The sequence below is a fragment of the Rhodococcus sp. 06-470-2 genome, from assembly GCF_002258235.1.
Classification (GTDB): Bacteria; Actinomycetota; Actinomycetes; order Mycobacteriales; family Mycobacteriaceae; genus Rhodococcoides.
Genome location: NZ_NOYB01000041.1, coordinates 172,757 through 198,602, shown reverse-complemented (window position 1 = coordinate 198,602; position 25,846 = coordinate 172,757). Strand labels below are relative to the sequence as shown.

The window sequence follows — 25,846 nt, the reverse complement described above, 5'->3', positions numbered from 1 at the left end:
AGGACAAGCACTCATGACTGATCACGACAGCGCCTACGAGGGCCTCGTCGACGAGGATTCGCACGGGCAGTGGGCATTCGGAACGAGCTTCGACGACCCACTTGCCGGGGTCGACACCACCATCCCGGACGACGTTGACCCGAAAGCTCTTGCCGCGTACTGCCTCATGCTCGGCGACGACGCGCTGATCAGCTCACAGCGTCTCGCGCAGTGGAGCACCCGCGCGCCCGAACTCGAAGAGGAAGTTGCCCTGGCCAACGTCGGACTCGATCTCCTCGGCCAGGCCAGGCTGCTGCTGGCCCGCGCAGCCAAGGCCGATCCCACGGTCGTGCCGTTCATCTCGGACACCTCCCCCGCACCGGCCGAGGATGCACTCTCGTTCTTCCGAGACGACGCCGATTTCCGGAACGTGCGGCTCACCGAACTCGACAACGGGGACTTCGCCAAGTCGCAGGTTCGCCTGCTGGTGTTCTCGACGTGGCGGCTCGCACTCTTCACTCGGCTGCAGGATTCCCGCGATCCCGTTCTCGCCGCGGTTGCGAACAAGGGCGTCAAAGAGCTGACGTACCACCGCGACTACGCGGCACGCTGGGTCGTCACTCTGGGCTGCGGCACGGAGGAATCGAAGCGACGCGTCCGCGACGCGGTGGCTCGGATCTGGCCGTACGTCTCCGAACTGTTCGTGCCGACGGACGAGGAAATCGCACTCGCGAAGGTCGGTGTCGGCGTCGACCCACGCGACGTGCGCGAGGAGTTCGATTCCGTTCTGGCACAGGTGCTGCACGCCGCCGAGTTGGAGGCACCCGAGGGCAAGTCCGTGGGCACCATCGGCGGCCGTGGAGGCAGGCGAGGTATCCACACCGAGGCATTCGGGCCGCTGATCGCCGAGATGCAGGTCGTGGCGAGAGCGCATCCGGAGGGAGTCTGGTGACCACTCTCGAACGAACGGCACGCGAGATCGCCGCCACCGTCATGGATCCCGAGATGCCGCTGCTCACTCTCGACGACCTCGGCGTCCTGCGCGACGTCGAGGTACGCGAGAACGGCAGTGTGCTCGTCACGATCACACCGACGTACTCAGGATGCCCGGCGATGGCGACGATGCGCGACGACATCGCGCACAAGCTCACCGACCACGGCTACTCCGAGGTCGAGATCGTCACCAGCCTCTCCCCCGCGTGGAGCACCGACTGGATCTCCGAGGAGGGCCTGCGCAAGCTTCGCGAAGCCGGCTACTCCGTACCCTGCCCCGCCCCGGCGCGGACGAGTGGTCCGGTCCCGTTGACCCTGACAGTGAAGCCGCGGCAGATCGCCTGCCCCCAGTGCACTTCCACCAATACCCGCCTCACCTCCGAGTTCGGTGCCACCCTCTGCAAAGCCCAGTACCGGTGCGACGACTGCCTCGAGCCCTTCGACCACGTGAAGGAAATTTGATGACCGTCACCGCTGAACCCGTACAGAAGAATCTGCGGAACAAGCCTTTTCACACGTTGACCGTCGCGGATGTCGAGTCACTGTGCGACGACGCCGTCGCCGTCACGTTCGACGTGCCAGAACACCTCACGGACGAATTCGACTTTCGCCCAGGGCAATCCCTGATGCTCAGCCGCACGGTGGACGGCGTCGAGCACCGTCGCTCCTACTCGATCTGCGCACCGGTGGGCGCGCGTCCCCGCGTCGGTGTGCGGGAGGTGAGCGACGGCCTGTTCTCCTCGTGGTTGGTCCACGACGTCAAGGCAGGCGATCGAATCGACGTCCAGGGCCCGAGCGGTAGTTTTCACGCCGACCCGGCCGCAGGCGGCCGACACGTGCTCATCGCAGCCGGCTCGGGCATCACCCCGATGCTCTCGATCGCCGCTTCGGTGTTGGCGAACCCCGACGCCGAAGTCGTTCTGCTGTACGGCAATCGGCGTACCAGATCGGTGATGTTCGCCGAGGAGATCGCCGATCTCAAGGATCAGTACGGCAGCCGGTTCGACGTCATTCACGTCCTGTCCAGGGAACCGCGCGAGGTCGAACTGTTCAGCGGAAGACTCGACGCCGACCGGTTGCGCGAGATACTCGACTCCGTCGTCGCGACCCCCGAGATCGATCACTTCTGGCTGTGCGGTCCGTTCGGAATGGTGACCGACGCCCAGCAGGTACTCGGCGATCTCGGCGTGGCCAAGGACAACGTCCATGCCGAACTCTTCTACGTCGACGATGTTCCGCCACCCCAGGAGAAGCATCGCGAACCCGGCGTGACCGGACCGAGCAGCGAGGTCACGATCACCCTCGACGGCCGCTCCGTGACGGGCACTCTCCCCCAGGACGAGTCGATCCTCGATTCCGGTGAGCAGCTGCGCTCCGATCTCCCCTTCGCGTGCAAGGGCGGCGTGTGTGGCACCTGCCGCGCGAAGCTCACCTTCGGCGAGGTCGACATGCGCCGCAACTACGCCCTCGAAGACAACGAGGTCGCTGCCGGCTTCGTGCTCACCTGCCAGACCTTCCCCCTCAGCGACACCGTGACCGTCGACTTCGACGCCTGAGACACGAGAGAGCAATCATGACCAGTGTGCTGTCCGCCCCCACCGATACCCCCGATATCGAGTTCGCGTCTCGCGATCGGATCTCCACCCTGCAGTTGGAGCGCCTGCAGTGGTCACTGCAGCATGCGTACGACAACGTTGCTCATTACAAGAAGGCCTTCGACGACGCGGGGGTGCATCCGACCGATCTGAAGGACCTGTCGGATCTGGCGAAGTTCCCGTTCACCGCCAAGGCCGATCTGCGGGAGAACTACCCGTTCGGCATGTTCGCCGTCCCGCAGAACCAGGTCTCGCGCATTCACGCGTCCTCGGGAACCACCGGCCGACCCACCGTCGTCGGCTACACCGCGAACGACATCAGCAATTGGGCCGACCTCATCGCTCGCAGCCTTCGTGCCGGCGGGGTGAAGCCGTCCGACAAGGTGCACGTGGCCTACGGCTACGGACTGTTCACCGGCGGCCTCGGCGCGCACTACGGCGCGGAACGTCTGGGCTGCACCGTCATTCCGATGTCCGGCGGTATGACCGATCGTCAGATCCAGCTCATCGAGGACTTCGAGCCCGACGCCATCATGGTCACACCGTCGTACATGCTCACGATCGTGGACGCGATGATCAAGAAGGGCATCGACCCGGCCAAGACCTCACTGAAGACCGGTGTCTTCGGCGCGGAGCCGTGGACCGAGGAGATGCGCAAGGAGATCGAGAAGACTCTCGACATGGACGCCGTCGACATCTACGGCCTGTCCGAGGTGATGGGGCCTGGCGTCGCGATGGAATGCGTCGAAACCAAGGACGGACTCCACATCTGGGAGGATCATTTCTACCCGGAGGTCATCGACCCGGTGACCGGCGAAGTCCTGCCCGACGGCGAGGAGGGTGAACTGGTGTTCACGTCGTTGTCCAAGGAAGCGATGCCGATCATCCGGTACCGCACCCGCGATCTGACGCGACTGCTGCCGGGCACGGCCCGCACGATGCGTCGGATGCAGAAGGTCACCGGTCGCACCGACGACATGATCATTCTGCGCGGCGTCAACCTCTTCCCGACGCAGATCGAAGAGCTGATCCTGACCGTGCCCGTGCTGGCACCGCAGTTCCAGTGCGTGCTCGAGAGGGCAGGCCGCATGGACTCGTTGACCGTTCTCGTCGAGGCCCGCCCCGACGCCGCACTCGACTCGCACGCACCAGCAGCGGCGACACTGAAGAAGCTCGTCAAGGATCGCATCGGCGTGAGCGTTGCGGTCGACGTCGTCGCACCCGCGGCCCTCGAGCGTTCCATCGGCAAGGCTCGCCGTCTGATCGACAACCGTCCCGCCGTATGACATGAGCCCGGTGGCACAGAGTTTCGAGCAATGGCGCGAGAACGTCTCGACGGCGTTCGTGCCGTTGGACGCTGTGTCCACCGGGCCGTCGTCGTTCGAGGGCACGCTGGTGTCGTCGACGCTGGGGGCCTTGCAACTGAGCGAGGTGACCGGCCGCGAGGTCGACGTCCGGCGGACCCGCGCGACCATCCGGCGGTCCGATCCGGGCTTGATCAAGGTCGGTCTTCAGCTGACGGGGCGCGGCACGATCGTTCAGAACGAGCGCGAGGCCGTGCTGAACCCGGGTGACTTCGCGGTGTACGACACCAGCGCCCCGTACGAGCTGCATTTCGCCGGCAATTTCGAGATGTTCGTCGTGATGTTCCCGCGTCGAGAACTGCGTATCGACTCTCGTGAACTGACCACTGTGGCGGCGCGGTGCATCGAGGGTGCCCGCGGCGTGGGCGCGTTGGTGTCGCCTTTTCTGCATACCCTGCGCCGCAACGCCCTCGACGGCACTCTGCCCACCACGCCGATGCTCGAGCACGCGGTACTCGATCTTCTCGGTGCCGCTCTCGACGACGCAGCACCCCACGAGGCTCCGGGTTCGACACTGCTGATCGAGGCCAAGGGCCTCGTCGAATCGCACCTGTCCGATCCCTCGCTGTCCACGGCCTCTCTCGCTGCGCGCCTGCACATCTCGACGCGCTACCTACAGAAGCTCTTCGAGTCCGACGGTCGCACGGTGGCCGGATGGATCAGATCCAGGCGGCTCGATCGCTGCCATCGCGATCTCCGCGACCCTCGATTCGCCGCGGACAGCATCGGAACCATCTGTGCGCGTCATGGTTTGATCGATTCCTCGAACTTCTCGAAACTGTTCAAGGAGACATACGGGATGTCACCGCGGGAGTATCGCGCCGGGTGAGAGCGCACGCCCCCTCACCCGACTACGATCTACCTCCCCAGAATCAGATCCGAGGCCCGCTCACCGACCATGATGGACGGCGCGTTGGTGTTGCCCGACGGCACCGTGGGCATGATCGACGCGTCCGCGACCCGCAGCCCCTCGACGCCACGCACTCGAAGATTCGCTTCGACAACAGCATTGGGATCCGAGTCCGCACCCATCTTGCAGGTGCCGACCTGATGGTGGTACGTGCCGGCGGTCTGTCGAACATAGGCCCGCAGGTCGTCGCGTGTGCGCGCACTCGGCCCCGGAACCACCTCGGCCTTCCGCCACGGCGCGAACGCGTCGGAGGCACCGATCTCACGGCAGATCTCCACCGCGTCGACCATCGCTTCGAGGTCGTACGGGTCGGCCAGAATGTTCGGATCCGCCAGTGGCAGTTCACTCGGGTCCGAGGACGCCAACCGCAACGTCCCGCGCGAGCGAGGAGCGACGATGCCGGGTGCGATGGTGTAACCGTTCTCGGGCACCGGGTATCCGTCGGCCGGGTACGGAATGTGCATGAACAGGGGCTGCAGATCCGGTGCAGCGCCGGCCCATCCATTGCTGCGGGCGTAGAGCTGCGCCTCGAGCAGATTGTTCGTACCGGCTGCGAGCGGCTCGAGGGACTCGTAGATGTTGCTCAGCAGCAGGTGGTCGTGCAGATTCTCGCCAACACCCGGCAGGTCCACGACCGTGTCGATCCCGAGTTCGACCAACTGCGCGGCGGGTCCGATTCCACTGAGCAGCAACGTCTTCGGTGATCCGAGAGCTCCACCACAGAGGATCACCTCGTGTTCCGCGAACGAGCGCTCCACCTCGGAACCCCCGCGGCTGTACTCGATTCCCACCGCACGGCCGTTCTGGAGCACCACCTTGTGAACGAGGGCCCCGGTGGTGACGGTCAGATCGGGGTTGTCCAGCACCGGGCCGACGAAGCTCTTCCACGCACTCATTCGTTCACCGTCGCGAGTGGTGGTGTGGTTGTAGCCGGCACCCACCATCTCGTCGGCGTTGAAGTCGTCGATCAGCTTGTGCCCGTGTTCGACGGCCGCGTCGACGAAGGCGGCCGCCAGTGGATGCGGGGTACCCATGATGGACACCGGCAGTGGCCCGTCGCCGCCGTGGAACTCGTTGGCCCCGAGTTCGTGCGACTCCGAACGCTTGAACAGCGGCAGCACGTTCTCCCAGGCCCACCCAGCATCGCCGGTCGCGGACGCCCACCCGTCGTAGTCGCTGGAATGCCCTCGTACGTAGATCATTCCGTTGAGGGACGAGCTGCCGCCGAGTACGCGTCCGCGCGGCCAGAAGATCCGTCGATCGTTGGCGTGCTTCTGCGGAGTGGTGAACAGTCCCCAGTCCTGCGAGCCTCCCAACAGCGTCGGCCAGCCCTGCGGTGAGTGGATCGCCGGATCGGTATCCACAGGTCCGGCCTCGATCACGTGCACGGTGTGACCGGCATCGAGCAGCCTCCTGGCGATGACACTTCCCGCTGATCCTGCTCCCACTACGATGTAATCCGTCGACATGCGCTCCCTCTTTCTGTTGTGACCGTCGACACAACAGTCGCCGATCGTCGCGACGGAAACATGTCACTGAGCGCACACATTCTGGGTCAGACGCGCCCTCGTTCAGTGGCGAACCCACGTGGAGGCGCTGTAGACCTCCACACCCCCGACCACGGTCGACACAACGGGCACCGAAGGAATGTCGTGCGGATCCATCGCAGCGAGGTCACCGTCGAGAATGCACAGGTCGGCCACCTTTCCCGGTTCGAGCGAGCCCTTCCAATCCTCGGCGAAGTCCTGCCACGCTGCGTTGATCGTGTACGTGCGGATCGCGTCGGCCAAACCGATGGTCTGCTCCGGCCCGCTGACTCTGCCCGACGCCCGGCTCTCCCGCAGCATCATCGTCGAGATGCCTTGCCTCCAGTCCGGTGTGGTGACCGGCGCATCGGACGAGCTCATCAGTGCCACTCCCGACTCGACGGCACTTCGGTACGGCCACTCGTACGCCGCTCTCTCGACGCCGACGACACCCTCTTCGAGATCGGCGATCGTCCACTTGATCGTGGGGTTCATGTTGACGCCGATATTGTGCTCGGCCAGGAGCGCGAGTGTCTGCGCACTGATGAAGTCTCCGTGAATGAGGTAGTGCCGCGCATCGTCACGCGGATGGGACGTCTGTGCCGCGATCAACGCGTCGGCAACCGTATCGATGGCTCGATCACCGGTGACGTGCACGCCGATCTGATGCCCCGCTTCGTGTCCGACCCGAATCATCTCGGTCACCTCGTGTACCCGACGCTCGTCGGTGTCACCGCCCACGCACAGTGACCCGCAGCCGCCGCCGACGTACTCCTGGTGCATCCATGCCGTCTTGCTGGGCGGAATACCGTCGGCGAACACCTTCACGCCGAGGATCCTGAACATGCGCGGATCCACGGTCGACGGCGGCTCCATCGCGCTGAGGTTGCGGTCGAATTCCGCGGCTGTTCCGCTCATTCCGATGGGAAGCATCAGGGCCGAGACTCGAATCCCGAGCTCCCCCGACGCGGCGAGGTCGGCGTAGATGGACAGGCCCTCCTCACCCATCGCACCGCCGGCCAGATCTTCGCCGCCCGGCCCGAGTGCCGGGTCGGTGAAACTGGTGATTCCTTCTCGCTGCAGGATGGAGATCGCGGACCGCACTGCTTCCGTTCGCCTTTCGCGTGTGAGCTTCGGCAGAGCAGACTGGACGAGACTCTGGGCACCCTCCTGCAGGATGCCGATCAGGCGGCCGGACGGCTCCGTCGGTATCACTCCACCGTCCGGCACCACCGTCTTCTCGTCGACGCCGGCCCGCTCGAGCGCGGCAGAGTTCACCCACGAGACATGGCGGGAGAAGTCCTGCAGGAACACCGGATTGTCGGGCGAAACGGCATCCAGATCGAATCGAGTCGGTCGAACCGCCGGATCGGACACGCACTCGTCCAGATATCCCTCGTCCCAACCTGTTCCGACGATCCACTCACCGGGCTCCGCCTTCGCCACCGCACCGGCCACCGCGTCGACCACGTCGGCGATGGATCGGACGGCCGGAAAGCTCAGGTCCAGCGACAGCGGCGGTGTGTCCAATCCGAAGGCCACCGCATGCAGGTGCGAATCGTTGATGCCCGGCAGAACTGTCTTACCTGCGAGATCGATTGTCACGGTGCGCGGCCCGACGAACTTGTCCATGTCCTCGTCGGTTCCGGTGGCCAGGATCACGCCGTCGGCGATAGCGAGCGCACTCGCGATCGTGAACTCCGAGTCCACGACGAACACTGCGCCGTTGCGATAGACGATGTCTGCTGTAGTCATTGTTGTCTCCTGGATAGTGGAATCAGAAAGCTACGGGTGCCATTCCGAAGATCATGAGAAGGGAGCCGGCCGCCACCGGTCGTTCCGAGCGTCTCCGGTGCAACATGGTGATTGTCAGAGCGATCCATGCAACCAGCAGAACCAGAACTGCGATCCTCGGATCGAGACCGGCTCCGTGCCGGTGCATCGGCGCGGCGGAGCCTGCATCGGTTGCCGAATGGGTATGGAGCGAGGGCATCAGCAGCAGTAGGACCGCCATGCAGGTCAGGTCCACGACGCACGGACCGGACGGCGACGTCGGTGAAATACTGCCGGTCACATACAGAGCCGCGACGACGAGCGCGAGGCCCGCCGGAATCGCGATGGCGGCGTCCATGCCGAACATCGCCATCACCAGCATCACGACGCCCATGCACAGGTGTGCGACACGAATCCGTCCGGTACGGCTTCGATGGCCGACGACCGGCAGCACCGCACCGATCGCTCCGAGAATCATCGCCCCTGTCATGAGCACGGGTCTCAGACCGCCGTGGATTCGGGAGTGCGCCGCCGAGTCATCCGCGCCGTGACCGTTCCCGCCGCGAAGAACACCGCCACGACGACCAACAGCAGCGCGGCGAGCACCCCTGAACCGCCGATGAGCAGTGTGAAATTGTCCAGCACCAGACCGAGAATCCCCACCAACCCAACGGTTCCGAGCGCCGGGGCGACAACGGTGTGCCAGGTACGCGTATCGACGGTCGATCGACGGAAGAACGCGATGATCGCGCCTCCGGTGAGGATCATCAGAACCAGGATGCTCACGGTGGCAAGTCCGGACATCCACGTGAACAGTTCCAGCACCGGGTCGGCGCCTGCTGCCGCGAAGACCACGAGAACCACCGCCGCCGAGACGGTCTGGAACAGTGATCCCAGGTGCGGGGAGCCGTGCCGAGAGTGGGTGCGCGCCAACATCGACGGGGCGACACCCTTGCGGGCCAGCGCGAACACGTACCGTCCGATCGCGTTGTGGAACGCAAGCAGGGCAGCGAAGAGGCTGGTGACCAGCATGATTTCCATGATGTCCGCCGCCATCGGGCCCAGGTACTGGGCGGCAGCGGCGAAGGTCAGCCCTGCCGTGTCGTCGGTCGCGGCCTGCGCGACGGACGAACTGCCGAAGGCAAGCACCACCGCCCAACTCGAGACCGCATACACCAGACCGATGGTGACGACCGCGGCGTAGGTCGCGATCGGAACCGTCCGGGTGGGGTTGCGGGCTTCCTCGCCGTAGATCGCGGTGGCCTCGAAGCCGATGAACGACGCAATGGCGAACATCAGGGCGATTCCCGGGGATCCACTGAGGAAGGCCGAGGGAGTGAAGGATTCGACGTCGATGCCGGCGGCACCACCCTTGGCGAACACCGCGACCGACAGCATCACGATGATGCCGATCTCGAGCACCAGCAGTACCCCGAGGACCTTGGCACCGAGATCGATGCTGCGGTACCCGAGCGTCGCGACGATCGCGAGGAGGCCGAGCGCCCAGACCCACCACGGCAGGTCGGGACCCCCGTACTTCACCACCAGGCTGTCGACGGTCGATGCAGCGAGGCCATAGATCCCCGCCTGAACAGCCGTGTACGTCAGCAGCGCCAGACCCGCGGCGCCGAGGCCCATGGTTCTCCCGAGCCCCTTCTCCACGTACGCGTAGAACGCGCCCGTGTCCACCATGTGTCTGCTCATGGCCGCGTATCCGACGCTGAAGATCAGCAGGACGATCGCCGCGACTATGTAGGCGAGTGGAGCGCCCGCTCCGTTGCCGGTCGCGATCATGACCGGTAAGGCTCCACCGATGGCGGTCAGCGGTGCCGCAGCGGCGATGACCAGGAACACGATCCCGACGACGCCGATGGAACCGCGCAGTACGCCTGCCGAACTCGACTGTGTATCAGACATTCTGCTCGCCGCCCTCGCAGCTCGATGCGGCGCAGTGCGAAGAACTCGAGCGGGGCACGTCGAGGGTGGGGTTGCGGTCGAAGAATCCCGCAGGCTTCAGTTTGAAGCCGGTGTAGTCCACCGGCATGATCGGCCAATCCTCGGGCCTCGGGAAGTGGGTCAGCCCGAAGGTGTGCCACAGCACGATGTCCTCGTCGACGAGGCTACGGTTCGAGGCGACGAAGGCCGGCAGGCCCGCTCCCCCGTGGTGCTGATTGACGAAATCACCTGCGGCATACCGTTCGCTTCGGTCGAACTGCGTCACCCAGAGATGCTTGGTGGCGAACGTGGCGCGTCGCGCGATCGACGAGTTGTCGTCGGCCAACAGCAGCGGCTGCCCCTCGGGATGCAATGTATATCCGACGGGCTTTCCGAGCCGGCTCGAGGAGGTGGGATTGGTGACGTGCCAGACGCGGCCGACCCTGCCGTCGGCGACGCGTTGGGCCTCCGATTCCGTGGCCAGCGGGGTGTGTTGCAGAGCAAAGGCATTGCCGTGCAGGTTGTCCGGGCCCATCGGTACTCGGCGGGTCTCGATCTCCTCGACGGAGTTGCCGATGCCGTCGATCATCATGTCCAGTCGCGCACTGAACAGGTGCTGGTGGCACGGCGCACCGAGCCCCGGGGCGATCTCTGTCGCGTAGGGGTAGTCGCCACCGGGATGCCCGGAGGTGAAGACGATTCCTGTTGCCTTGACCTCGAATTCGATGCTGCCGTCGAGGTACAGGTACCAGAAGAATCCGTAGTCGTAGTTGCCGATGGTGGTGAAGAAGGAGATCACGAGACGTCGCTGACGCCGGGTCTCCTGCGAACCCGACCACAGATCGGTGTGCTTCCACAACACCCCGAAGTCCTCCTCATGCATGCACACGGCATTCGGCAGCGTCTTCGGATTGCCGAATTCATCCGCGATCACAGCATCGAAATACGTGATGTCCCCGACGCAGTCACAGCCGAGTTCGAGTGAATTCGCGTACCGTCCCACCAGATACTCACCGGTGTCGAAGTAGTTCTGCCACGACCGCACCGGGGATGGGTCCCCATAGGGCACAACCATTTCGGCGATCGAAGCGCGGTGGATGATCGGCCGGACGATACCGTCGTCCTCGAACCCGATCTGGTGCAGAACCAGACCTTCACGCACATCGAAGCCGACTCGGAAGGACCACTTCTCCCAGTCGACGCGATTGCCGCGAACCGTAAAACTCGGCCCCTCGGGTTGAGTGATCTCGATCGGCTTCTGCGTGGTGCGCAGCGGACCGGTGACGGCCGGATCGTCGAAGTTTCCCGACTCTTCCGGGATGGGAACCACACCCAGGTCGACAACCTTGTCCACCGTCCGATTCATCACGTCCACGAACGCGACCAGCCCGTCTATGGGATGGGCCCACGCGTGATCGGCGGGGTGGTCCTGCCGAAAAGCCAGGCCACGCAGTATGCGTCGGCCATGCTCGCCCGGGTAGTCGAACACGCCTGCCGACAGGGGTGCCACTCGAACGTCGGCTACGTCGAGTCCGCGCGCGGCCAGTGCGGCGAGCCAGTCCGGGTCGGTGGAGAGCACATTCTCGACGAGCTCGAATTCCTCGTCGAGTACCGGCATCTGACCGTCGCGGATCGCGTCGAGCCGGGTGGAGCCGATCACCCGACGCTCGTCGAGGGAGACGAGAAGGTCGACGGCATCGGGCGTCGAAATGTCGTGCAACAGCACCCGAAAGGTCCGCCGGGTGGTCGGTTCGGAGACGTACAACTCGGTCTTGTCCGGTTCGTCCAGTCCGACGTAGACGAACCGCGTTGCGGCCGTGACGAATCCGGCGGCGTCGACGATGTCTCGAACCTGTGCGATCTCGTCTTCGGTGGGCAACGACAGAGCGTGGTCGATTGCGTGGGGCGTGAGGGTTGGCATGGGTGGTCCTCGGGGTCTGGTTTTGATTCTACGTACGTTGAATAACGAAGGCATGCGGCATTGCAGGATTCGCCTGCCCGCAGGGGTGGCTACAGCTGAGCTATGAACCGGTCGAGCATCTCGAACTGCCGGTCGGCAGTGGTGTCGTCGGGGGTGAGCACGCCGAGAATCTGCATACCCATCATCATGTTGAGCAACATTTCGACGGCGAGATCGACATCGAAGTCGCCGGCGTCGCCTTCTGCGCGAGCCTGCTCGAGAAATTCCGCCATCCGCGCCCGCCACGACACCAGGGATCGACGGTTCGTGTCGTCCATGTGCTCGTCGTACATCGCGCGCTGCCACAGCGAGACTGCAATTCTCGCCTCGAGCAGAGTCTCTTCGGTCGTCGGCATCACTTCTCGGCAGAAGATGCGGAGGGCATCGAATCCCGTTGTGTCGCCGAGAGCTTCGTCGATCCGTCGGTTCGTAGCCTCGAAGACGTGCTCGAACGCGGTTCGGAGAATCTCGTCCTTACCCGCGAAGTAGTGGCTCAGCGCGCCGTTCGTGTATCCCGCCTCGGTCGCGATGTCCCGCATGTTCGCGGCATCGATCCCCTTGGCAGCGATCAGACGCCACGTTGCCGCGGTGATCGCGCGGCGGCGTTCGTCGTGATCCACGAGCTTGGGCACAGCCCTACGGTAGCGGCTCCCTGCTCGGACCTAGGGTTCGGGCATCGTCATCATCGCCTTCCGATCCGTTCGCACGTTGTTCTACGTCCGTTGAATCAAAGCTTGAGGCCTACTCGTTACGAATCGAGTTTCGTTCGGTAAACACCGCGTTACCCCAGGTGAGCGGAACTTCGACCCCTGCTACGAAGTTCCGTTCACATGGGTCGTTCCGCAGGCTCCACTCCCGCTCACCTGCGGGGGCTCTACAGAACGATCGTCACGACCTTCTCCTCGGTATTGGCCTCGATGCCTGCCCACCCGAGCTCACGGCCCGTGCCACTGGTCTTCATGCCGCCCCACGGGAGTGCGGGATCGATTGCCGCCCAACCGTTCACCCATACCGCGCCGGAGCGGACCTGCGCAGCCAGGGTGTGCGCCCTCGACACGTCGCGGGTCCAGATCGAGGCGGCCAGTCCGTACACGGTGTCGTTGGCGATGCGGATCGCTTCGTCCGCGGTGTCGAACGGAATCACCGTACCGACGGGCCCGAAGATCTCCTCCTGGGCGATCTTCATGCCGTTGTCGGCGTCGGCGAAGATGGTCGGCTCGACGAAATACCCGGCCCCGTCGGGACGGCCACCTCCGGCCGCCACTCGGGCACCGCCGTCGCGTCCGGCCTGGATGTACCCCAGCACGCTGTCGCGCTGCGTGGCGTTGACGAGTGCGCCCATGGTCGTCGACGGATCGAAGGGATCGCCCACCACCTGAGCCGACGCCGCAGCGACCAGACCGTCGACCACCTGCGAGTACAGCGAGCGATGCACCAACACTCGGGTGCCGGCCGCACACACCTGGCCCTGGTTGAAGAACAGGCCCATCGCGGTTCCGTTGATCGCTGCCTCGAGGTCCGCGTCCTCGAGGATGATCTGCGGCGACTTGCCGCCGAGTTCGAGGGTGGTCCGCTTGAACGTGTCGGCAGCCTTCTTTGCGATGAGCTTGCCGACTCGAGGACTTCCGGTGAAGCTGATCTTGTCGACGTCCGGGTGACCGACCAGCGCGTCGCCGGTCACTTCTCCCAGTCCCGGAAGGACATTGACAACTCCCGCAGGTACGCCCGCCTCGTCGATCAGACGCGCCAGATGCAGGATCGACAGCGGGGCGTCCTCCGGCGGCTTGATCACCACGGTGTTCCCCGCCGCCAGGGCAGGTGCGAGCTTCCACCCGGCGATCATCAACGGGGTGTTCCAGGGAACGATCATGCCGATCACGCCGACGGGCTCGCGAACGGTGTACGAGTGCGTCGGCTGCCCGAAGTATCCCGCAGTGGGAATGGAGCTGCCGGTGATCTTGTCTGCCCAGCCGGCGAAGTGCCGGAAAGTGGCTGCTGCATTGGGAATGTCGAGCATCGCCGGTTGACCCACCGGCTTGCCGACGTCGAGGGCCTCGAGTCGAGCGAGCAGGTCGCCGTCGCGCTCGATGAGATCGGCAATCCGGTTGAGCAGCTTCCCGCGGACTGCTCCAGGAGTCGCGCCCCACTCACCACCGAGCTGGGCCCGGGCCGCGCGCACCGCTGCATCGACGTCCGACGCGGTAGCCGCAGCAACCTCGGCCAGGGGCTGTTCCGTCGTGGGGTTGATGTCGGTGAAGGTGCCACCGTCGGATGCGCCGCGCCACTGCCCGGCGATGTAGAGCTCGGTGGCGGTGCCGGTCGGCAACGACGGTGCGGCCGATTCCTGTAGTGCAGTCATGTTTGCTGGCTCCTTCTCGGGTGCCGATCGCGGCACCTGTGGCGTGTCTGCTCCAGACTGCGCCCGTGCCTACGAGAAGGTCTTGTGTGATCGCGCACACATTGTGCGGCAGATGCGCACCGCCCATCGAGCTCCACGCGTGACGATCGTGTGTCCACACTTGAGGTCCCGGTTACCGCAATGTTTCGGTATCCGACCGTGCGACGGAGAGTCAATTTTTCCGACACTTCGAGGCCATCGAATGGCCTTTCAGCAGGCAAAACTGGGGCACTCCCAACGAAAGGCCCGTCCATGAACCACCATCAGTTCCGCGCCGCAGCAGTCCAGGCCGCGCCGATCTTTCTCGATCTCGACGCCTCGATCGACAAGGCGATCGGCCTGATCGAGGACGCAGCTCGCGCCGGAGCCGAGCTCGTCGCGTTTCCAGAGACCTACCTGCCCGGCTACCCCTGGTACATCTGGCTCGACGCCCCGGCATGGGGATTTCAGTTCACACAGCGCTATTTCGACAACTCGCTCGAGTACGGAACTCCGCAAGCAGCTCGAATTGCGCAGGCTGCCAAAGACAATCACATCATGGTCGTGATGGGCCTGAGCGAGCGATACAAGGCAAGTCTCTACATCGCCCAGTGGATCATCGACGCGGAAGGCAAGACCGTCGCTATGCGTCGCAAGCTCAAGCCGACTCACGTCGAACGCACCGTCTACGGCGAGGGCGACGGATCGGATCTGTCGGTGTACGACACGGACCTCGGACGCGTCGGCGCACTGTGCTGCTGGGAGCACTTGCAGCCGCTGTCGAAGTACGCGATGTACGCACAGAACGAGCAGGTTCACATCGGAGCCTGGCCCAGCTTCTCGCTCTACACCGGAGCGGCCTACGCCCTCGGGCCAGAGGTCAATACGGCCGCCAGCCGCATCTACGCCGTCGAAGGCGGCTGTTTCGTAATCAGTCCGTGCGCGACGGTCTCGCCCGAGATGATCGACATCATGTGCACCGACGACGCCAAGCGCGCGATGCTCACCGCGGGCGGCGGTCATGCACGCATCTTCGCTCCCGACGGCCAATTGATGCACGAACCGCTCGCCCCCGAGGCCGAAGGCCTGGTGTTCGCCGACATCGACACCAGCCTGATTTCCATCGCCAAGGCCGCCGCCGACCCGGCCGGCCACTACTCGCGTCCGGACGTGACGAGACTGTGGCTCGACAAGACTCCCGGCGACCGCGTCGTGTCGGGTGCGCAGCCAGTCGCGAACGCGCGCTACAACTTCACCGAGGACGTCGCCGCCGAGGTACGGCTCGAGATCACCGAGCAGCTCGCTCACGACGAGGACGCCGCCCGTGTCTGAGCTCGAATCCGCGATACCCGATCACCTCGTCGTTCCACGGTCGTGTCCGCGCAGAACACCCGAGAGCTACCAGCCGCCCTTCCCGTCGTACGTAGCTCGCTTTCCGGTATCGACCGAGCGAGTCGTGATGGGCTACTTCGGAATACAGGGCGTACCCGACGCCTCCCCGTGGGGTGACGACGGCCCACCCCGGACGGACCGGGCGCGCTACACCGACGAGGAGGGCATCGACACGACGGTGTTCATCGGCTACTGGGACGACGTGGCCGCCTTCGACCGCTGGTTCGACACCGTCGGCCGGCACTGGACGAGCGTCCGAGGCCGCTTCGTCGAGATCATCAGACCGACCGTCGACCGTTACGAGACGCTGTTCTCGTCCACCGGACGAATGGAAGGTGTTGCCACTCTGACCGATTCACTCAGTGGAACCATCGTCGAGCATGCCTACTGGGGCGGGGTTCGAGATCGAATCCCGTTGTCGCAGAGTGACTCGCTTGCTCCCAGCGGGGAGCCTCGGGTGGTGCGCGAGGGCGACAGAGTCAGGATCATGCCGCAGGAGAACCTCTGCCTCATCCGATCCGGGCAGGATTGGGCCGATACCGCCGGGGCCGAACGAGAGATGTACCTGCGGGACGTCGAACCGGTATTGCGTGCCGGCATGGACTTTCTCCGCGACGACGGACTGGCCATCGGATGCTTCGCCAATCGGTACATGATCGTCGTGACCGACGACGGCACCGATACCGACAAATCGTTCGGTATGAGTTGGTGGCGCAGCCTGAGCGATCTGGAGGCATGGGCCGAGTCGCATCCGACGCACGTGGCCATCTTCGGTGCCGCGCTGAAGTATCTGTCTACGATGGGCCCCGCAGCCGCCCTGAGGCTCTATCACGAAGTGACCGTCGCGGCGGCGGACGAGCAGTACTTCGAGTACTTCGGCTGCCACGACCGCACCGGTCTACTGCGCACTGCTGCCGAGCGTTCTACTCTGTGACCGGACGGGAGGTACCTGACATGGGCGATCCGCTGCGCACCGATTCGGTGGACCGGGCCGACAGCGTCGACTTCTGGACCGCGGCAGTGAGCCGGACGTACGTCGATCTCGAGTGCACGATTCCGGAGGACGCATCTGCGATCACCGGCCGTATCGAGTCCACCGGACTTGCGACTCTCGGATTGTCGCGAGTGTCTGCGACGGCTCAGAATGTGCTGCGGACGCCTGCAGGTATCTCCCGAACCAGTGACGACTACTTCCTGGTCAGTGTCCAGACGTCGGGAACCGGGTTCGTGGTCCAGGACGACCGAACTGCGGTCCTGCAACCGGGGGACTTCGCGCTCTACGACACCACCCGGCCCTACAGTCTTCGCTTCGACGACCCGTTCGCCCAGTACGTGCTGATGCTCCCCGGAGCAACGCTGAGGACGTTGGTCCGGGATACGAATTCTCTGACCGCGCGCGCTGTGTCCGGACGGCACGGAGCGGGAAAACTGCTCGTCAGCATGATCTCTTCGATCATGGACGACGACGACATGAGTACCGCGTCGGCCGAGGCCGTGTCGCAGAGCGTCGAGTACATCTTGGTCGCGGGCCTGGTCGGACTCACCGGGGTCGAGAAGCCCGCCCCGTATGCGGCGTCGGAGAGACTCGGCGAAATCAAGCGCGCGATGACCGCGCGACTGCGTGATCCGGACCTGACCGTCACGGAAGTGGCTGCCTCGCTGCACTTGTCGCTGAGTACGGTGCATCGAGCGTTCGCCGGTGAGCCGTGCACCGCCAGTGAATGGATCTGGATGCAGCGACTCGACGGCGTCAAACGGGCCCTGTGCGAGCCGCAGAATGCCCGCACCACCATCGGCGCGTTGGCGGCATCGTGGGGATTCACCGACCCCGCGCATTTCAGCCGCGCGTTTCGTGCGCGCTTCGGCTGCACCCCCAAGGACTTTCGCGACACCAACCGAAGCTGAGTCGGCTCAGATCCCGAGCGACCCGGCCAGTGTCGGCCAACTCTTGGGCAGCTGCTCCACCCAGTACGGCCACGAATGAGTTCCGGTCTCGGTGAAGTCGAATGTCGCCGGGATGTTCAGCTGGCCGAGTCGGTCCGCCAGTCGATGGGTGCAGTAGTTCGCGCCCACTTCGATGAGGCCGCCGACCACCACCACATCCAGTGCCGCTGCGCTGTCGAAGCTCTCGTGCGGTCCCGGCGCTCCCGTTCCCACCGACACGTACACGTCGGTGCCGCGCAGACTTTCGGCGTTGACCACCGAATCGTGTTGCACCCAGGCAGGATCGAGAGGTCCGCCCCACATGTTGTCGGCATTACCGCCGAACGCTCCGACGATCGCGCGAATGCTCGCCTGCCCCATCGGCTCCGAGGAGGCGAAACAACCACTGTACGACGCCACTCCGGAGTAGAGGTCGGGGTGACGTGCGGCCAGCATCATGGCGGACTGCGCACCCATGGACAGCCCTGCGATCGCGTTGCGTCCGTTGCCGTCCACGGCTGCGTCGATCAACGGGGGGAGTTCCTCGGTCAGGAACGTCTCCCATTGGTATCGGCCGAGTTTCGGATCGTCCCGTTGCCAGTCGGTGTAGAAGCTGCCGGGGCCTGCCAGCGGTAGGACGACGTTGACGTTCTTGTCGGCGAAGAATTCGGCCGCGCCGCCCTTGCGGAGCCACATGCTGTTGTTGGGGTCCTCTTCTCCGATGCCGCTGAGCATGTACAGCGTCGGCCGCGAGCCGGACCGTGCTGCCGGGGTGAGCACCTGCACCTCGACGACGGCCCCCATCGCTGGCGATTCCACGCTCAGCGTGCGCAGGGTCTGCGACGCGATGGACGTGTCGACGATCCGCGCGACCGGCCCGACGGGATCGGCCGTCGCGACGCCTACCGAGGACACCGACAGAGCTGCGGCGACGACGAACGTGGTGAAGATGCGTCGACGACGCATGGCGATCCTCTCGGGAGGTGTCAGCAGGGCGGGATTTGTCACAATGAAATGGCGAATTGCATGGAGCATTGCACAGCAACCGACCGGATGGAATGCCGAACGTCGATCCGCCCGATTCGGACCGACCGGGACTCTGGCAACACCTCGCCGCGCGAGCATTTGCCCTTCTTTGCAACATCTTTCGGGCATCGAGTACCGACTTTCGACATCGCATCGCCCACGAATGGTTAGTGCACGACTCAATTCTGGTAGCCTGGGACCGTGGCCACCGCCGAAGATCCACTCGCACTCGATCGACAGGTCTGCTTTGCACTCGCCGTCGCCAACCGTGCCGTGCTGTCGGTGTATCGGCCCCTGCTCGAGCCGATGGGGCTGACGCATCCGCAATATCTGGTGATGCTGGCACTGTGGGGCGAGTCGCCGATGTCGGTCAAAGCCATCGGATCGGCACTGCAGCTCGACTCCCCCACCCTGTCGCCGCTTCTCAAGCGTCTGGAGTCGATGGGGTTGCTCACCCGCAATCGAAGCGTCGAGGACGAGCGCGTTCTGCTCGTCGCGCTCACCCCGGCCGGGGCCGCACTCCGCAAGAAGGCCGAGAAAATTCCACCCGCCGTCGTGGCGCAGCTCGGCGCGTCGCTCGCCGAGCTCGAAGAACTGCGACGCGTCCTCACCCGCGTCAACGATGCGGCCATCGCAGCAGGAGCACTGTCGTGAACGCTCGCCCGACCCGCACCCGTCCGCCCCTCGGCCAATGGCTGGGCTACGCCGTCCTCGGCCGCAAACTCCCCGACGAGTTCCAGGGCTGGGTCCGACGCGACCTCGTCGGTCCGGGAGCGACGCCGCGTCACATCCTGCGCTCGATGATTCCGTTCCTGCCGATCTTCATCGGATTTTTCGTCCTGTTCCCAGGAGCGATCTGGCTACGCGCCTCGATGGTGTTGCTCAGCCTGCTGCTCGCGCTGTTCTACACGGCGGCGTACATGGACCAGAACCGTGCCCGACGCCTGGAAATCCACGGGCTCCCGGCCGATCTGAAGAGCGAGAAGAAGACAGCCGAAATGGAACGGGAACGCGAGAATTACCGCCGCAATCACTGACGCTCTCGGTCGAGTCCGGCGGTGAAGTCGTCGACGACCATGGTTGCCAGGTCGCGGGTCTTTCGGTTGGAGTTCTGCGACAGTTCGGTCAGCTGGGTGAACGCGGCATCTTCGTCGATGCGGTAGACCGACATCAGAATTCCCACTGCCCGGCCGATCGTTCCGCGGGTGTCGAGGGCAGTGCGCAGCGTCGAGGCCTGGTTGTCACTTTCGGCGAGGATCTGTTCGCGCATACGGGAGAGTTCGTGGTGTACCCGCACACGGGCCACGAGTTCTCGATCGTGGAACGGTTTGACGATGTAGTCGTCGGCCCCGCGGCCCAAGCCGTCGAGCACGAAATCCGTTCCCGCTCGCGCGGTCAGCAGTATCACGGGCACACGCTGCAGACCGGTGTCGCGGCGGATCTCGTCGACCAGGTCCAGTCCGCTGCGCCCGGGGAGCATGACGTCGGTGAGCACGATGCCCGGCGGCGTCGACCGTGCCAGATCGAGTGCGGTCTCGATGTCGCCTGCGGTGGCGACCGACCACCCTTCCTCGGTCAGCAGCCTCAGCAAGTAGTTGCGCATGTCGACGTTGTCCTCGACGAGCAGAATGTCCGCTCGATCGGGCGTCGCCTGCGTCGATTCGTGGGCCACGAAGATCGCCGACACCGAATCGGTCGGTGTTGCCGGACGGTCGACAGGCACCGCGGCCTCGACCGGCACCCGGGGCACGACCACGGTGAACGTGCTCCCGATGCCCACCTCGCTGTCGACATCCACATGCCCGTTCAGGGCTGTGAGCAGGTCCGATACCAGCGCGAGCCCGATGCCGAACCCTTCGATACTGCGCGCTCCCGCGTGCTCGACCCGGTGGAATCGATCGAAGATGCGCGACAGATCGTCTTCGGGGATTCCGAGCCCGGTATCGGCGATCACGAGCCGAACGGTGTCGGTCTCGGCCCTCAGACGCACCGACACCCGGCCCGTGGGGGTGTACTTGATGGCGTTCGCGACGAGGTTGAACACGATCTTCGACCACATCTCGCCGTCGCTGAGCACGACGACGTCCTCGGACGTATCGACTTCCAGGTCGAGACCGCGGTCCGACGCCACCGTCGCGAACAGCGTCGCGCAGTCACGCGTCACCGCCGTGAGATCGGTGGGTTCGAGACGGGCCTCGAGTCGGCCCGCGTCGGCGCTGACGACATCCATCAGATCGTCGACGAGTCGGCGTAGTCGTACCGATGCGCGGTGGACCACGTCGAGGGATTGCCGATCGGGTTCGCTCAACTGCGAGGAAGCACTCTCGCGTACCGAGTCCAGCGGACCGGCGAGAAGGGTCAGCGGTGTTCGGAATTCGTGCCCAACGGTTTCGAGCAGCCGCGTCTTCGCCGCATCGGCCTCGGCCAGCGCCACGACGCGTTGCCGCTCCATCTCGAAGGCCTGGGAGGCGGTCAGCGCAGTCGATACGCGTTCGGCCACGACGCCACAGAACGAGGTGAAGGCATCGTCGATCACTCGGTGGCTGCTCACCCCGATCAGCAGCGCACCGACCGGCTGCACACGGCCTGCCATCGTCAACGGCACGACGACGGCCCGAGGAACGTTGCCGTCCACGCCGACCGTCGCCACGGCCACTGCGCCGTCGGCGACCCGGGCGAGATCGGCGCACTCCCACGTCGAGCGCTCGTAGCCGACGTCGCCGCCGGTCACGACACACTCGACGCGGCCGTCCGCATTCATGCCTTCGCGGAGGTAACCGGAGACGAGCGGAAACTCCGATGCTTCGGCCGCGAGCGCGCCCACGGCCGCCCGGCAGATGTCCTCGGCACCGTCGGTGTCGATGCCTGTCAGCGTCCCCAGGCTCAGCAACGCCTGCATACGACGGTCACCGAGCACCTGCTGGGTGACCTCCGACGTGGCGACGAACACGCCGAGGACCGCGCGCCCGGGACCGTGGATCGGGCTGTAGGAGAAAGTGAAGTACGTCTCTTCGAGGAATCCGTACCGGTTCATCATGAACCGTTGGCGAGCACCGTGCACTGCCGTGCCGCCGTCGACGACCTGTCGGGCCAACTCTCCGATCTCGTCCCAGATTTCCGCCCAGCAGACCTTGGCCGGCTGCGCTGCGGCCGCAGGAAACTTGTCGCCGAGGAAGTCGGTGTACGTGTGGTTGAAGATCTGCACCAGGTGAGGACCCCACCAGATCAGCATCGGAATCGTCGACGGCATGACGGTGCGAATCGCGGTGATCAACTCTTGCGGCCACTGATCCAACGGCCCCAACTCGGTCGCCGCCCAGTCCAGTTCCCGAAACCTGGCGTCGGTCGCGTTGTCACCCGGAAACAGCTCGTCCAGGCGGGCCGAACCGGCATCGGGTCGTGGGGAGTTCATCGCATCGTCCTTCGTAACTTGCGCCCGCTGGTGCTCGGCGGCCGCAATCTCGCCGTCGATAGTAGCCGAACGCTCGGTACGCAGGCGTTTCGCTCGAGCCTTACGGGGGTACTGCCGCGACCATGCCCTCCTCATTCAGTCTCCCGTACCCCTTGGGCGTCTCACGTCTGTCGAACGACGGTGCCAACCTTGCCGTCTACTCCGAAACAGCGGACTCGGTCTCCGTGGTCGTATTGAACGACGACGGAACAGAGCGCAGTACAACGCTTTTGACGCAGCGCACCGGCCACGTCTTTCACGATCTGGTTCCCGACGTCACCCCGGGAGCGCGGTACGGTCTGCGCGTCGACGGTCCGTGGGACCCCGCGTCGGGGTTACGGCACAACTCGGCGAAGTTGCTCCTCGACCCGTACGCCACCGCCATCACCGGTCAGGTCGACTGGAACGAGTCGGTCTTCTCGCATCTGCACGACGAGCCGGAGACCCGCAACGACGAGGATTCGGCACCGTACATGCCGTATTCCGTTGCTGTGCAATCGAACTTCGATTGGTCGGGAGACGAGTCACCGCGCACACCGTTGGACAAGACGGTCGTCTACGAGGTGCACGTCAAGGGATTCACCGCCACCAATCCCGATGTGCCCGAGGACATTCGCGGCACCTACGCCGGACTGGCACACCCCGCAGCCATCGCACATCTGAAACGAATCGGCGTTACGGCAGTGGAACTGCTGCCGATCCACCAGTTCGTTCAGGATTCGCATCTGCTGGAGGAGGGCCGTCGCAATTACTGGGGCTACAACTCCATCGGCTTCTTCGCCCCGCACAACGAGTACAGCAGCACCGGCGACACCGGCGGCCAGGTGGACGAGTTCAAGGCCTTGGTCAAAGCCATGCACGACAACGGCATCGAGGTCATTCTCGACGTCGTCTACAACCACACCGCCGAGGGCAACCATCTCGGACCGACCCTCTCGCTCAAGGGAATCGACAACGGCTCGCACTACCGACTCGTCGACGACGACCGGAGCGCATACTACGACACCACCGGTACCGGCAACAGCCTCAATGTCGGTCACCCCGCCGCCCTGGCACTCATCCTCGACTCACTGCGCTACTGGGTGACCGAGATGCACGTCGACGGCTTCCGCTTCGACCTGGCCAGCACCCTGACTCGTCAGGACTCGGACCTCGACGTGCACAGCGCGTTCCTCAGCCTCGTGCATCAGGATCCGACGCTCGCGCCGGTCAAGCTCATCGCCGAACCGTGGGACACCCAGGGCTACCAGGTGGGCGGCTTCCCGGCGCGTTGGTCGGAGTGGAACGGCAAGTTCCGCGACGACGTTCGCGATTTCTGGCGCGGCGAGAGCGGCGCTCTGCCTGCACTGGCGCAACGTGTCACCGGAAGCCCGGACGTCTACGAGAGCACCCGTCGACCCACGTTGGCCAGCGTCAACTTCATCACCGCACACGACGGCTTCACGTTGGCCGACCTGAACTCCTACGACGACAAACACAACGAGGAGAACGGCGAGGACAGCCAGGACGGCGAATCCGACAACCGCTCGTGGGGTTGCGGTGCCGAGGGCCCGACCGACGACGAGGGTGTCAACGCATTGCGAGCTCGCCAGCAACGCAATCACCTTGCGACGCTGCTGCTCTCCGCCGGTGTGCCGATGATCCTCGGCGGCGACGAGCTCGGCCGGACGCAGAACGGCAACAACAATGCCTACTGCCAGGACAACGAGGTCTCCTGGTTCGACTGGAGCACAGCCGATCAGGACCTCATCGACTTCACCACGCACCTCATCGCGCTTCGCACCGAGCACCCGGCACTGCGCCCCACCTGGTTTCGGCACGACAGCGATTCCGACGAGGAGGGAGCCGGCCCGGACACCGTCGACTTCTATCGCGCCGACGGCGAGAAGCTGTCCGACGAGGATTGGTCCGACGGCAACGCCCACAGCATTCTGGTCCTCATGCGCGCCGGGGAAAGTGATGCCTCGTTCGCGTGGATGGTCAACGCCTCACCCGGAGCCGTGGAATTCACTCTGCCGAAGGGCACCTGGACTCAGACGATCTCGAGCGACCCGGATCAGGCCTACGAGGCCGGCGGCCCGTCCATCCTGATCCGAGAGCACTCGTTCACGTTGCTGCAGGGCTGATCGAGGCGGAACACTCTGCTGTCCACCGGTCTCGAACAGCCTGCCATCGATTCGAGTCCGATCGTCCGGCCCATGCGATGTATCCATCGGGCCGGACGAGGACTGCCGGACCGTGGTCGGCTCGGCGGGGGATATCCGTTCGGCTGCAATCGTTCTCGCCGATCATCAGAAACGTGGTGTCGCGCAGCGCCGTGGTGACGGTGCCGTCGATGAGGGGTATCTGCACTGCGCGCCGGCCGACCAGCGGGTGCTCGCCACGTCGGCAAGCATACGAGATCGAAATACCGGAAAACATCCCGGCTATCCTGCCGACGGCACGTTGTCTACGAAGCACCCGTGCGGAGACGATGTTGCGCAACGTCCGCGCTACCACCGAGCGCAGCAACAACATGCGAATCGTCGCGCCGCTACTGCGCAACACCAGCTTTCCCACTGGATGCCGCTCGTCGTGATAGGTGTCGAGGATCTTCTCGTCGGCACCGCCGAGGACGGCTGCCAGCTTCCAGCCGAGGTTCATCGCGTCCTGGATTCCGGTGTTCATGCCCTGTCCCCCGGCAGGCGAATGTACGTGCGCCGCATCGCCGGCCAGGAATACCCGGCCCACTCGGTAGCGCCGGACTTGCCTCTCGTCGCAGGAGAAGCGCGAACTCCATCGCACGTCGGTCCAGCCGTAGTCGGTTCCGAGTGCGCGGCGCACCACGTCACGAAGCCGCGTCTCGTCGACGGATGCAGCTACATCTGCGGTGTCGGTACGGTCGCAGGCGATCACTCGAAACCACCCGTCGCCGAACGGCGCGACGAACGCAAAGCAGTCCTTGCCTGCGCCGATGTTGATCAGACCGTTGGGCGGATCAACCAACCGGACATCCGCGAGCATGATCGACCGCAGCAATTCCCTGCCGGGGAAGTCGAGTCCGATCGACGTGCGGACGATACTGTGCACTCCGTCGGTTCCGGCCGCATACGACGCCGTCCACTCATGCGCGCTGCCGTCGGCCACCGTCCCGCGCACCACTACCCCGTCGGCATTCTGCTCGAGACCGGTGACCTCGACCCCGCGCAGAATCCGCGCACCGGATGCCCGCGCGTACTCCTCGAGTCGAGAGTCCACGTTGGTCTGTGGCGTGACCAGCAGATACGGAAACTGCGACGGTAGTGCGCCGAGGTCGAGGGACAGTCCGTTCCAGAGTTTCAGTCCCGGCGTGTGCGCTCCGGTGGAGAGCAGGTCCTCGGCCAGACCACGACTGTCGAGAATCTCCAGCGTGCGGGCATGTACTCCGAAAGCTCGCGACAGCGGTGATTGTGCATCGTGTTTCTCGAGCACCGTCACCGAGCGGCCCGCACGCGCGAGTTCCCCCGCCAGCATGCAGCCCGCCGGACCTGCACCGACGACGATCACGTCCGAATGGTTCATGACGCACTCCCACTGTGGTCAGCGAATTCCTGGGTCAGCGAATTCTTGGTCAACGACTGTTGACTTCCGACGATAGACCCGCCGAGCACCGTGGTCAACGGT

The 25,846-nt window shown here is 64.8% G+C and carries 21 protein-coding genes; 11 read left to right on the top strand and 10 right to left on the bottom strand.

Features of this window, described 5'->3' with window-relative positions; translation table 11 throughout:
• The first annotated feature begins 13 nt into the window (after positions 1-13).
• From paaC to CH276_RS24220, 5 genes are read left to right on the top strand one after another with little or no spacing between them, the layout of a single operon-like run.
• Positions 14-931: a 1,2-phenylacetyl-CoA epoxidase subunit PaaC gene (gene paaC / locus CH276_RS24240; protein WP_094632003.1), complete on the top strand. Its 918-nt coding sequence runs from the start codon at positions 14-16 to the stop codon at positions 929-931.
• A gap of 41 nt (positions 932-972) precedes the next feature.
• Positions 973-1,434: a 1,2-phenylacetyl-CoA epoxidase subunit PaaD gene (paaD, locus tag CH276_RS24235; protein WP_094632195.1), complete on the top strand. Its 462-nt coding sequence runs from the start codon at positions 973-975 to the stop codon at positions 1,432-1,434.
• Complete coding sequence (gene paaE, locus CH276_RS24230; RefSeq protein ID WP_094632001.1) at positions 1,434-2,528, top strand: 1,2-phenylacetyl-CoA epoxidase subunit PaaE; 1,095 nt, start codon at positions 1,434-1,436, stop codon at positions 2,526-2,528. The genes paaD and paaE overlap by 1 nt, the downstream gene beginning before the upstream one ends.
• 17 nt (positions 2,529-2,545) lie before the next feature.
• Entirely contained in the window at positions 2,546-3,853 is a 1,308-nt protein-coding gene (gene paaK, locus CH276_RS24225; protein ID WP_094631999.1) for a phenylacetate--CoA ligase PaaK, read from the top strand.
• Between the two features lies 1 nt (position 3,854).
• Entirely contained in the window at positions 3,855-4,760 is a 906-nt protein-coding gene (locus CH276_RS24220; protein ID WP_094631997.1) for a helix-turn-helix domain-containing protein, read from the top strand.
• A 29-nt stretch (positions 4,761-4,789) separates the two neighbouring features.
• Here the strand turns inward: CH276_RS24220 and CH276_RS24215 are convergent, their stop codons facing one another.
• From CH276_RS24215 to styD, 7 genes are all read right to left on the bottom strand, one after another.
• Entirely contained in the window at positions 4,790-6,310 is a 1,521-nt protein-coding gene (locus tag CH276_RS24215) for a GMC family oxidoreductase (protein ID WP_094631995.1), read from the bottom strand.
• Between the two features lie 102 nt (positions 6,311-6,412).
• The gene (locus CH276_RS24210) at positions 6,413-8,122 is read right to left on the bottom strand and encodes an amidohydrolase (protein ID WP_094631993.1); all 1,710 of its coding nucleotides are present in this window, start codon (positions 8,120-8,122) and stop codon (positions 6,413-6,415) included.
• A 22-nt stretch (positions 8,123-8,144) separates the two neighbouring features.
• The gene (locus tag CH276_RS24205; protein WP_094631991.1) at positions 8,145-8,630 is read right to left on the bottom strand and encodes a hypothetical protein; all 486 of its coding nucleotides are present in this window, start codon (positions 8,628-8,630) and stop codon (positions 8,145-8,147) included.
• Between the two features lie 11 nt (positions 8,631-8,641).
• The gene (locus CH276_RS24200; RefSeq protein ID WP_094631989.1) at positions 8,642-10,057 is read right to left on the bottom strand and encodes an APC family permease; all 1,416 of its coding nucleotides are present in this window, start codon (positions 10,055-10,057) and stop codon (positions 8,642-8,644) included.
• Positions 10,050-11,996, bottom strand: coding sequence for a primary-amine oxidase (locus tag CH276_RS24195; RefSeq protein WP_094631987.1), 1,947 nt, complete (start codon positions 11,994-11,996; stop codon positions 10,050-10,052). The genes CH276_RS24200 and CH276_RS24195 overlap by 8 nt, the downstream gene beginning before the upstream one ends.
• A gap of 89 nt (positions 11,997-12,085) precedes the next feature.
• On the bottom strand, positions 12,086-12,655 hold the full coding sequence (locus tag CH276_RS24190; protein WP_094632193.1) for a TetR/AcrR family transcriptional regulator: 570 nt from the start codon (positions 12,653-12,655) through the stop codon (positions 12,086-12,088).
• A gap of 254 nt (positions 12,656-12,909) precedes the next feature.
• The gene (gene styD, locus CH276_RS24185; RefSeq protein WP_094631985.1) at positions 12,910-14,394 is read right to left on the bottom strand and encodes a phenylacetaldehyde dehydrogenase StyD; all 1,485 of its coding nucleotides are present in this window, start codon (positions 14,392-14,394) and stop codon (positions 12,910-12,912) included.
• 291 nt (positions 14,395-14,685) lie between these two features.
• Between styD and CH276_RS24180 the strand changes: the two genes are divergently transcribed.
• Genes CH276_RS24180 through CH276_RS24170 form a run of 3 tightly spaced genes read left to right on the top strand, consistent with a single transcriptional unit; the run spans position 14,686 to position 17,709 of the window.
• Positions 14,686-15,744, top strand: coding sequence for a carbon-nitrogen hydrolase family protein (locus tag CH276_RS24180; protein WP_094631983.1), 1,059 nt, complete (start codon positions 14,686-14,688; stop codon positions 15,742-15,744).
• Positions 15,737-16,738 (top strand): phenylacetaldoxime dehydratase family protein, encoded by a 1,002-nt coding sequence (locus CH276_RS24175; RefSeq protein ID WP_094631981.1) that lies wholly within the window; start codon positions 15,737-15,739, stop codon positions 16,736-16,738. The genes CH276_RS24180 and CH276_RS24175 overlap by 8 nt, the downstream gene beginning before the upstream one ends.
• A 20-nt stretch (positions 16,739-16,758) precedes the next feature.
• Positions 16,759-17,709, top strand: a complete 951-nt coding sequence (locus CH276_RS24170; RefSeq protein WP_094631979.1) for a helix-turn-helix domain-containing protein — start codon at positions 16,759-16,761, stop codon at positions 17,707-17,709.
• A 6-nt stretch (positions 17,710-17,715) separates the two neighbouring features.
• Here the strand turns inward: CH276_RS24170 and CH276_RS24165 are convergent, their stop codons facing one another.
• Positions 17,716-18,693, bottom strand: a complete 978-nt coding sequence (locus CH276_RS24165; RefSeq protein ID WP_094632191.1) for an alpha/beta hydrolase — start codon at positions 18,691-18,693, stop codon at positions 17,716-17,718.
• Between the two features lie 261 nt (positions 18,694-18,954).
• Between CH276_RS24165 and CH276_RS24160 the strand changes: the two genes are divergently transcribed.
• A complete protein-coding gene (locus CH276_RS24160) occupies positions 18,955-19,407 on the top strand; it encodes a MarR family winged helix-turn-helix transcriptional regulator (protein WP_094631977.1) in 453 nt (150 codons plus the stop codon).
• Positions 19,404-19,790 (top strand): DUF5313 family protein, encoded by a 387-nt coding sequence (locus CH276_RS24155; RefSeq protein ID WP_032395438.1) that lies wholly within the window; start codon positions 19,404-19,406, stop codon positions 19,788-19,790. Before CH276_RS24160 ends, CH276_RS24155 begins: the two co-directional genes overlap by 4 nt.
• Here the strand turns inward: CH276_RS24155 and CH276_RS24150 are convergent.
• Positions 19,784-22,165, bottom strand: coding sequence for a response regulator (locus CH276_RS24150; RefSeq protein WP_176459417.1), 2,382 nt, complete (start codon positions 22,163-22,165; stop codon positions 19,784-19,786). The genes CH276_RS24155 and CH276_RS24150 overlap by 7 nt on opposite strands.
• A 122-nt stretch (positions 22,166-22,287) precedes the next feature.
• Here CH276_RS24150 and glgX point away from each other — a divergent pair, with 122 nt between their 5' ends.
• Positions 22,288-24,330 carry a glycogen debranching protein GlgX gene (glgX, locus tag CH276_RS24145; RefSeq protein WP_094632189.1) on the top strand — a complete coding sequence of 681 codons (2,043 nt, stop codon included), beginning with the start codon at positions 22,288-22,290 and terminating at the stop codon, positions 24,328-24,330.
• On the opposite strand, the gene CH276_RS24140 is transcribed toward glgX, so the two are convergent.
• Entirely contained in the window at positions 24,311-25,744 is a 1,434-nt protein-coding gene (locus CH276_RS24140; RefSeq protein WP_094631973.1) for an FAD-dependent oxidoreductase, read from the bottom strand. The two genes, glgX and CH276_RS24140, sit on opposite strands and share 20 nt — an antisense overlap.
• Positions 25,745-25,846: the final 102 nt, after the last annotated feature.